The following is an 840-nucleotide window of genomic DNA, read 5'->3' as shown; positions in this document are numbered from 1 at the left end:
AAAGAAAAGATATGTATTTAAAAAAAATAAAACAGATAAAAATAATTCGTCCTATCCTCGTTATTCTTGCGCTTTTTATGCTATGGTTTGGCTATAAGTGGATAACACATTGGCGTTATATTCTCTCCACCGAAGATGCCTATGTGCAAGGAGATATTGCTGCCATTGCCCCTAAATTAAACGGATATATTAAGAAAATTGCTATTAAAGCCAATCAAGTTGTTAAAAAAGACGATGTTTTATTCTGTTTAGACAATGGTGATTATCAAATAGCCTTAGATCAGACAGAAGCGCGTCTCAACACACAACAAAAAACCCTTCTACGTATTGATGCGCAAATTGTAGCCGCTCACAGTGCTTTAGATGATGCGCAAGCACAAAAAGCAGCTGCTTCAGCCATAGCAACCAATGCACAACTAACCTTAAAACGGACTACAGAACTTAAAGCTGATCGTTATGCTCCTCAATCCGATGTTGATGATGCTAAATCAGCTTATGAACAAGCCATTGCTAATGTAAACCGTGCAGATGCACAAATAGCCGCAGCACGCGCAAACATCCAAGTGCTAGAAGCACAACGCAGTGAAACAGAAAGCCAGACAAAGAGCCTAGAACTCACACGTGATAAAGCAAAACGTGATCTTGATTCAACCATTATACGGGCTCCATTCGCTGGAATCATTGGAAATTTAACAGCGAAAACTGGGGATTTTGTTGTGAATGGTCAACGTCTTGCAGCACTCGTCCCCATACAGGCGCTTTATATTGAAGCCAACTATAAAGAAACACAGTTACAAAATATTCACGCTGGACAAACGGCTTATATTACTTTTGACGCCT

Annotated in this window: 1 protein-coding gene; it reads left to right on the top strand. The window is 39.5% G+C overall.

The features are described from left to right. Positions 1-11: 11 nt before the first annotated feature. On the top strand, positions 12-840 hold an 829-nt coding region (locus ACFINS_RS09920), incomplete at its 3' end, for an HlyD family secretion protein (RefSeq protein WP_375706168.1).

This window comes from Bartonella sp. AA2SXKL (assembly GCF_042197205.1).
GTDB lineage: Bacteria > Pseudomonadota > Alphaproteobacteria > Rhizobiales > Rhizobiaceae > Bartonella.
The sequence above is the reverse complement of the archived record's forward strand: the minus strand, read 5'-3'. Positions and strand labels throughout refer to the sequence as shown.